General features: G+C 60.2%; 7 protein-coding genes and 3 tRNA genes. 6 read left to right on the forward strand and 4 right to left on the reverse strand.

The genetic code is table 11. The annotated features are described in order from the left end of the window. Positions 1-51 precede the first annotated feature (51 nt). Entirely contained in the window at positions 52-741 is a 690-nt protein-coding gene (locus AACX99_RS18435) for an energy-coupling factor ABC transporter permease (RefSeq protein ID WP_339413888.1), read from the reverse strand. Positions 742-874: 133 nt separating this feature from the next. Between AACX99_RS18435 and AACX99_RS18440 the strand changes: the two genes are divergently transcribed. The 4 genes from AACX99_RS18440 to AACX99_RS18455 all read left to right on the forward strand — a co-directional run bounded on the left by AACX99_RS18440 (position 875) and on the right by AACX99_RS18455 (position 3,615). Then, positions 875-1,504, forward strand: coding sequence for a DUF1780 domain-containing protein (locus AACX99_RS18440; RefSeq protein ID WP_339413889.1), 630 nt, complete (start codon positions 875-877; stop codon positions 1,502-1,504). After that, complete coding sequence (locus AACX99_RS18445; RefSeq protein ID WP_339413890.1) at positions 1,501-1,995, forward strand: MOSC domain-containing protein; 495 nt, start codon at positions 1,501-1,503, stop codon at positions 1,993-1,995. The genes AACX99_RS18440 and AACX99_RS18445 overlap by 4 nt, the downstream gene beginning before the upstream one ends. 81 nt (positions 1,996-2,076) lie before the next feature. After that, positions 2,077-2,250 carry a DUF3094 family protein gene (locus AACX99_RS18450; protein ID WP_160013157.1) on the forward strand — a complete coding sequence of 58 codons (174 nt, stop codon included), beginning with the start codon at positions 2,077-2,079 and terminating at the stop codon, positions 2,248-2,250. Between the two features lie 63 nt (positions 2,251-2,313). Further along, positions 2,314-3,615 (forward strand): NAD(P)/FAD-dependent oxidoreductase, encoded by a 1,302-nt coding sequence (locus AACX99_RS18455; RefSeq protein ID WP_339413891.1) that lies wholly within the window; start codon positions 2,314-2,316, stop codon positions 3,613-3,615. A 159-nt stretch (positions 3,616-3,774) separates the two neighbouring features. Here the strand turns inward: AACX99_RS18455 and AACX99_RS18460 are convergent. From AACX99_RS18460 to AACX99_RS18470, 3 genes are all read right to left on the reverse strand, one after another. Continuing rightward, a tRNA-Lys gene (locus AACX99_RS18460) sits at positions 3,775-3,850 on the reverse strand. Between the two features lie 5 nt (positions 3,851-3,855). Next, positions 3,856-3,932: transfer RNA gene (locus AACX99_RS18465), tRNA-Pro, on the reverse strand. 9 nt (positions 3,933-3,941) lie between these two features. After that, positions 3,942-4,017, reverse strand: a tRNA-Asn gene (locus AACX99_RS18470). Positions 4,018-4,229: 212 nt separating this feature from the next. Between AACX99_RS18470 and AACX99_RS18475 the strand changes: the two genes are divergently transcribed. Both AACX99_RS18475 and AACX99_RS18480 read left to right on the forward strand, forming a co-directional pair. Then, a complete protein-coding gene (locus AACX99_RS18475) occupies positions 4,230-6,584 on the forward strand; it encodes a DUF1631 domain-containing protein (RefSeq protein WP_339413892.1) in 2,355 nt (784 codons plus the stop codon). A gap of 9 nt (positions 6,585-6,593) precedes the next feature. After that, on the forward strand, positions 6,594-6,929 hold the full coding sequence (locus AACX99_RS18480; protein ID WP_339413893.1) for a PilZ domain-containing protein: 336 nt from the start codon (positions 6,594-6,596) through the stop codon (positions 6,927-6,929). The last annotated feature ends 138 nt before the right edge of the window (positions 6,930-7,067 follow it).

Raw genomic sequence — 7,067 nt, forward strand, 5'->3', positions numbered from 1 at the left:
TTGATCTGGATCAAGCCGCGCGACGCAATCGAAACGCTGAAGGGCGAGCCATCAGTGCGGCAAATCATCATCCTTCCAGGGCGCGGCCAGATAGCGCGTGCGGTTGAAGGTTTCCAGCCAATCCGGATAGAACACCACCAGCGCGGTCACCAGCATGCCGTTGATAAAGGCCTCGGGAAAAATCACCAGCCAGAGGTAGCCGATAAAGTCCTCGAGCCAGGGCGGCATCGGGAACAGCCCGTCCACCCAGAGCAGGGTGAAAGCGGCGGCGATACACAGCAAGGCCGCCAGCGCAGCGGCGAAGAAGCCACTGCAGAAGATGTAGACGAACAGATTGCGCGGCTGTTTTTTCTCGACCCCAAGCGCGCAGGCCTCGGTCACCCACACAGGAATCACCACCAGCAGCACGCCATTGACACCCAGCGCAGCAAGATCCTGCCGGCCCAGCGCCAGCAAGCCCAGTTGCGCAATCAGCCCCACCAGCATGGCCAGCGGCCAATCCAGCAACAAGGTGACCGCCGTCATGCCGATAAAGTGATAGGACAGCCCCGAGTCGAAATCGCGGCGCACCAGCCACAGCACAAACAGCGCCAGCGCCGTGCCAGCGAACAGATGCTGACGACGCAGATCACTACAAAGCTCAACCCAAGGCGCACGCCAGATCGCCCAACACAGCAGCGGCAGATAGATCAGCCAACCCAGCATCTGACTGTTGGAAGACAATACGTGCGCAGCAATCATGCGGAACAACCCCCAAGTCATAGCGGCCGACTTGTGCAGTCTACAACTGCGGCCCTCAGCAACACATGAAAAGCCCGCAACAAGCGTCGCAGAGGGGTACCAACAACCCAACCGCGCAGGCTAAGCTGAGCCCATGGATGACTCAGATTACCTGCGCCTGCTGACGCATCAGGCCGAACAAGCCAACGCCTTTCTCTCCAACGCGCGCAAGTGGGAGCGCGAGCGCTGGGTTTGCCAACGCCTGCTGCAAGCGCTGAATGTCAGCCACCGCCTGGATGAGTTCAGCGCCGCCGACCATGAACCGCCTGACGTATTGTTCCGCGAGGCCAGCTTTGAGGTGTTCTTCGTCCTCGACGAAGGCCGCCGTCTAAATGATGAATGGCGCGCCGAACTGGAGCGGCGCCGCAGCGCGTTTTCCCTCAGCCAACTGGTGCGCCGCGAAGCCAAACCACGGCGCATTGCCGCAGCCGAACTGCAACAGCGGCTGACGCCAACCCTACGCAAGAAAGCCCACAACTATAAAGAGCGCGGCCTTGATCTGGGCGAGCTGGACCTGCTCGCCTACGTCAACCTGAAGCGTGCCGTGCCGGACTTCAACAGCCACTTTCCGCCGCCGACCGAGTTTCTCCGCCAGGGTTGGCGCTCGCTGTCACTGGTCGGCCCGACCTTTGCGCGTGTACTTTTCGCCCACCCGGACGCTCCGGACTTTCTGCGTAACAACCTCGGCCGCTCCGTACTCTTCGACGTGGGCATCAGCCTGTGAGCCCTTTGCACGAATTGCTCGCGGCCGTGCCGCAACAAGGCTGCGTGCGCTGGATTGGCGTGCGCCCTGCCTCGCGAGCAGAGATGATCGAGCTGGAGGCCGTCGAAGCGCGCCGCGAAGCCGGCCTCACCGGCGACCACAGTCGCCCCGGGCCGCGCAATGCCCGGCAGGTCACCCTGATTCAATGGGAACATCTGGCGGTGATCAGCGCATTGATGGGCCGCCCCGCCGAACAGCCAATCAGCGCGCCTGAACTACGGCGCAATATCGCCATCAGCGGAATCAACCTGTTCAGCCTCAAAGGCCGGCGCTTTCGCCTCGGCCAGGCGATTCTGGAAACCACTGGCTGGTGCCAACCCTGTGCAAAGCTGGAAGAACGCTTGGGGCTTGGCACCTTTCAAGCCATGCGCGGCCACGGTGGAATTACCGCGCGCGTTCTGCAAGGGGGCATTATTCGCCTGAATGACGCCCTGCGCGTTGAGCCTTTATAAGCCGCGCGGCTAGAATGCCCAACACTTCAGCCTGCAATCGATCCCATCAATTGCCAACCGGCCCCTTAATTCGAGGCACGCATGTCCAGTCGCCTGAACCCTGATGATCAAAAACGCGTCGAGCAATACCTTAGCGCTCCTCAGCATCAGGTCGAACGTCAGCCGTTCAAGGTCTGGCGACTGTTGCTGATCATCGTGATCATCGTGATTGGCCTGGGCGTGCTGAGCCGTCTTCTGAGTCGACTGGTGCTATGAGCTGCTTAGCGCTCGCCCATGCCGACTCGCCAGCTTTTCTTAAAAGCCTTGTGAGCGTGTCTGATGACTCATCAAATCGTAATTGTCGGCGGCGGAGCCGGCGGACTGGAGCTTGCCACCCGCCTGGGTAGAACCCTGGGTAAACGCGGCCAGGCCAGGATCACCCTGGTCGACGCCAACCTGACGCATATCTGGAAACCGCTGCTGCATGAAGTGGCCGCAGGCTCGTTGAACTCCTCCGGCGATGAGCTGAACTACGTGGCGCAAGCCAAGTGGAATCACTTCGAATTCCAGCTAGGGCGGATGTGCGGCCTCAACCGTGCAGAAAAACGCATCAGCCTGGCCGCCACCCTGGATGACGACGGCCAGGTGCTGATGTCTGCACGCGAGCTGAGTTATGACAGCCTGGTCATCGCCGTGGGCAGCACCACCAATGATTTCGGCACCACCGGCGCCGCCGAGCACTGCCTGTTTCTCGACACCCGCGAGCAGGCCGAGCGCTTCCATCGTCAGTTGCTCAGCCATTACCTACGCGCCCACGCTAGCCAAGGTGCGGCAACAGAGCTGATCAACATCGCTATCGTCGGTGCAGGCGCCACAGGCGTTGAGCTAGCGGCCGAGTTGCACCACGCAGCGCGTGAACTGGCGGCCTACGGCCTGGACCGGATCAGCCCGGAAAACATGCGCATCACCCTGATCGAAGCCGGCCCGCGGGTATTGCCAGCCCTGCCGGAGCGCATTAGCCAGCCGGTGCACAAAACTCTGGAGAAGCTTGGCGTAACCGTACTTACCGGCGCAGCCGTCAGCCAGGTGACTCGCGAGGCGCTGCATACCGCGCAGGGCCAGGTTATTCCAGCCACCTTGAAAGTCTGGGCCGCAGGGATTCGCGCACCTGACTTCCTTAACGAGCTGGATGGCCTGGAAAGCAATCGCATCAACCAGTTGCAGGTGCACCTGACGCTACAGACCACCCTGGACGACAACATCTTTGCCTTCGGCGACTGCGCCGCCTGCCCACAATCCGGCAGCGAAGGCCGCAACGTACCGCCACGCGCACAAGCGGCGCACCAGCAAGCCTCGCTGCTGGCCAAATCGCTGAAGCTGCGCATTGAAGGCAAAGCCCTGCCGGAGTATCGCTACCGCGATTATGGCTCACTGATCTCGCTGTCGACCTTCTCGGCGGTCGGTAACCTAATGGGCAACCTGACCGGCAGCGTGATGCTCGAAGGCTGGCTGGCTAGAATGTTCTACGTGTCGCTCTACCGCATGCATCAAATCGCCCTGTATGGCGTAACCCGCACGCTGCTGATGATGCTCGGCGACCGCATCGGTCGCAGCACCGAACCGCGCCTCAAGCTGCACTGAGATATATCTGCAAAGCCCGTAGGAGCGGGCCATGCCCGCGAAGCTATGTTCGCGGCCATGGGCCGCTCCTACATTTATCTGCGCGCCAGACCTCCATAAATAGCAGGCAATAAAAAACCCGCACTACGCGGGTTTTTTATCATTCAAGCATGCTTGAAATGGTGGGTCGTGTGGGATTCGAACCTACGACCAATTGGTTAAAAGCCAACTGCTCTACCAACTGAGCTAACGACCCAAAAATGGTCGGGGTAGGGGGATTCGAACTCCCGACATCCTGCTCCCAAAGCAGGCGCGCTACCGGACTGCGCTATACCCCGATGAAAGATTGGCTCCGCGACCAGGACTCGAACCTGGGACCCAATGATTAACAGTCATTTGCTCTACCGACTGAGCTATCGCGGAACTACTTGCTTCCTTTCTCAGAAACCGGAACCGGTTGTTAAATCGTTTCCCGTGTCTGAGGCGCGCCATTTTACGTTTCCGCGAGCGCCTGTCAACCCCTTAAATTGCTTTTAGTACAATGATTTGCAGCTGAGTGAGCGGCTGCTATATCTTCCCTATGCCTGTATTCATTGCAGGACGCATCAGCCGCAAGGCTCCAGCCAGGAAAGTCCATGAGTAACCAGGGCATACCGCCAAATTCACCCGGTTCAACGCAGACCCTTGCGAGCCGAGGTATCCAGCCGCGCTTCGGTGACCTGGTGCAAAGCTGTCGAAAACTGGTGATGAACCGTCTGGCCGAACACCTGACCGGCGTCTTCGCCCAAGTCGACGATACGTTGTTTGACTGCGCCGAAAAGGCCGAGAACAATCAGGTGCAGACCCTGTTTTTCGACAACATGCGCGAGATCCGCAGGCAGCGCCCACAGATAGAGCGCAGCTACCACCAGCAGATCGCGCAGAACTTCTCGGACTTCCTCGATGGCAAGCTCAAGCCGCCGCCCGGCGCCAGCGAACTGGACGCCGAGCACATGGCCTTGGTACAGAACGAGGATTATGAAGAAAGCCTGCAAGTCACCAATATGGTCAGCCGGGTCAAGGCACGCTGCGCGCAACCACTGTTTGCTCTGGAGCAACGCCTGGCGTTGCTGAATAACGGCCAGAAGCTCGGCGAGGACATCAACCCCTTCGGCCCGCAGATGATTGCCCAGGCCTTTCGCGACGCCCTGACCCCCTGCCCGTTTCCTCTGCGTATAAAGGTGATCCTTTATACGTTGTTTGACACCCACGTCATGCATAGTCTGGACAGTATCTATGCCGCGTTGAATCAGCGCCTGATTGATGCTGGCGTACTGCCTAATCTGAAGTACACCGCACAACGCAACAACCCGCCCGAACGCCCCAAGTCGACGCCCACCGCACCGGCCGAACAAACGCCCGAGAGCAACGCCAGCAGCCAAAGGCAAGGCACTGCAGCCATTACGCAGCCGCAAGGGCAACCTTACAACGCTGCCAGTACAGACTTGAGCGGCCCACCGCCGAGCGACCCGCAGGAATTACTGGGCAGCCTGGCAACCTTGCTGGGCGAACACCGCCAGCGCGACATTGACGCGCCGCTGCTTGGCGGCACTCGCAGTATTGCCAGCTTCACTCCGCGCGAGGCGACCAGCACCTACAGCGCCTCCGCCTTGCTGGATGCGCTCAACCGCATGCAGCAACAATCGGCCAACGACCTGTCACAACGCCTGCATCGCCCGCAGCAGGTAGAAGGTCTGAAAGCGGATCTACAACAACAGCTGGAAGCCCACAGCGAGCTGCCTGGCCAGCAGAAGGTTTCCGATCAGGAAGCCGACGTGATCGACCTGGTCGGCATGCTGTTCGACTTTATCCTGGATGACGACAATCTACCGGACAGCTGCAAGACCACTCTGTCCCACTTACATACGCCCTACCTGAAAGTGGCGCTGCTGGACAAAGCGCTGTTCACCCAACACCACCATCCGGCCCGCCGCTTACTCAACACCATGGCCCAGGCTGGCGTGCTGTATGGCGGCGAAGGCGATGAGCGCGGCCTGCTAGCCAAGATGCAATGGGTGGTCGAGCGGGTTATCCATGATTTCTTCGGCGACCTGCAGCTGTTTGAAAGCCTGCTGGAGGAGTTCAACGAATTCGTTGCCACCCTCAGGCACAAGGTCGAACTGCGCGAACGCCGCGCAGTGGAAGCCGCCAAAGGTCGCGACAAACTACTCGGCGCACGCCAGCATGCGGTCGAGGTGATATCCAACAGCCTGAATAGTCGTCAGCCACCAACGATCATCCGCAACTTCCTCGAGCTGACCTGGGCCGATGTACTGGTATTCGTGCTGCTGCGCAATGGCGAACCGAGCCCGGAATGGCAACGCGCCTGTGAAGCGGCTGAGCAGCTGGCCTGGAGCGGCACCCTGCTCGATGAAGCAGGCCGTGAACGCCTACAAAAACTGCGCGTGCCGCTGCTCGAAGACCTGCGCAAAGGCCTGGAATTGCTCGGCGGTTACCACGAGGACGGTATCCGCCGCCTGCTACAGGACCTGGTGGCCTGCCAACACGCTGTACAGGCCAAACAACCGCAGGTGGCAGCCCAGCTCAAACCAACACTGCCAGAGAGCCCTTTGGGCGCCATGCTGGGCGAAGATGCTGCACTAGCGACCCTGGCACCACGCGAATCAACACTCTCGACCCGCGCCCAGGCGCTGGCCAAAGAGCTGGGGCATATCGAGTTCGGCACCTGGTTCGAGTTCGTCAATGGCGAACAGGTGCGCACGCTCAAGCTGTCCTGGTTCAGCCCGACAACCCGCAACTATATGTTTGTCGACCAGAGCGGCCAGCGCGTGGCAATCAAGCCACTCACCCTGCTGGCCACTGAAATGGAACAAGGGCTGGCGCGCATCGTCACCCCCGAACGAGGTGCACCGTTGGTGGACCGTGCCCTTACCGCCATTTACCGCGTGCTCCAGCGTTTCACCGGACGCACGGCTGAGCCCCAAGAATAAGGAACTCCTATGGATGACGAACGTCGCCTGCACAGCCGGCATAACGCCGACGTGCAGCTGGAAGTCTTCGACTTGCACACTGGGCAACGCCTGGGTCGCGTGGTCGACCTGTCCGCCGATGGCTTTATGCTGTTCAGCGACACCCCGCTGACCGCCGACGAGCTGGTGGAGTGCCGCCTGGTCAGCGAACAGGTGATTGAAGGCGTGTGCGAAGTAACTCTGGGTGCCGACTGCCTGTGGAGCCGACCTGGCGCCGACGGCCAGCATTGCTGGGCCGGTTTTCACATCATTGATCTGGCCGAGGATCAGGCCGCTGCGCTGGAAGTCCTGCTCAAGCACCTGTAATCCGCCCCAATAAAAAGGCTATGTCCCAAGACCGTGTTGCAAGGACTAAGCTTTAAGGCAGACATCCGCTTGTGAGGTCAGCCCACCATGGATACTCAAGCCTTTCAGCGCTGGTTGGCCCAGGTGAGCCAGCTCAGT

It is taken from the genome of Pseudomonas sp. EA_35y_Pfl2_R5, assembly GCF_963970805.1.
Taxonomy (GTDB): domain Bacteria; phylum Pseudomonadota; class Gammaproteobacteria; order Pseudomonadales; family Pseudomonadaceae; genus Aquipseudomonas.

Excerpts from the sequence above, each read along its gene's own strand:
- AACX99_RS18435 (WP_339413888.1), bottom strand. The coding sequence starts at position 741 with ATGATTGCTGCGCACGTATTGTCTTCCAACAGTCAGATGCTGGGTTGG.
- AACX99_RS18440 (WP_339413889.1), top strand. The coding sequence starts at position 875 with ATGGATGACTCAGATTACCTGCGCCTGCTGACGCATCAGGCCGAACAA.
- AACX99_RS18450 (WP_160013157.1), top strand. The coding sequence starts at position 2,077 with ATGTCCAGTCGCCTGAACCCTGATGATCAAAAACGCGTCGAGCAATAC.
- AACX99_RS18455 (WP_339413891.1), top strand. The coding sequence starts at position 2,314 with ATGACTCATCAAATCGTAATTGTCGGCGGCGGAGCCGGCGGACTGGAG.
- AACX99_RS18475 (WP_339413892.1), top strand. The coding sequence starts at position 4,230 with ATGAGTAACCAGGGCATACCGCCAAATTCACCCGGTTCAACGCAGACC.
- AACX99_RS18480 (WP_339413893.1), top strand. The coding sequence starts at position 6,594 with ATGGATGACGAACGTCGCCTGCACAGCCGGCATAACGCCGACGTGCAG.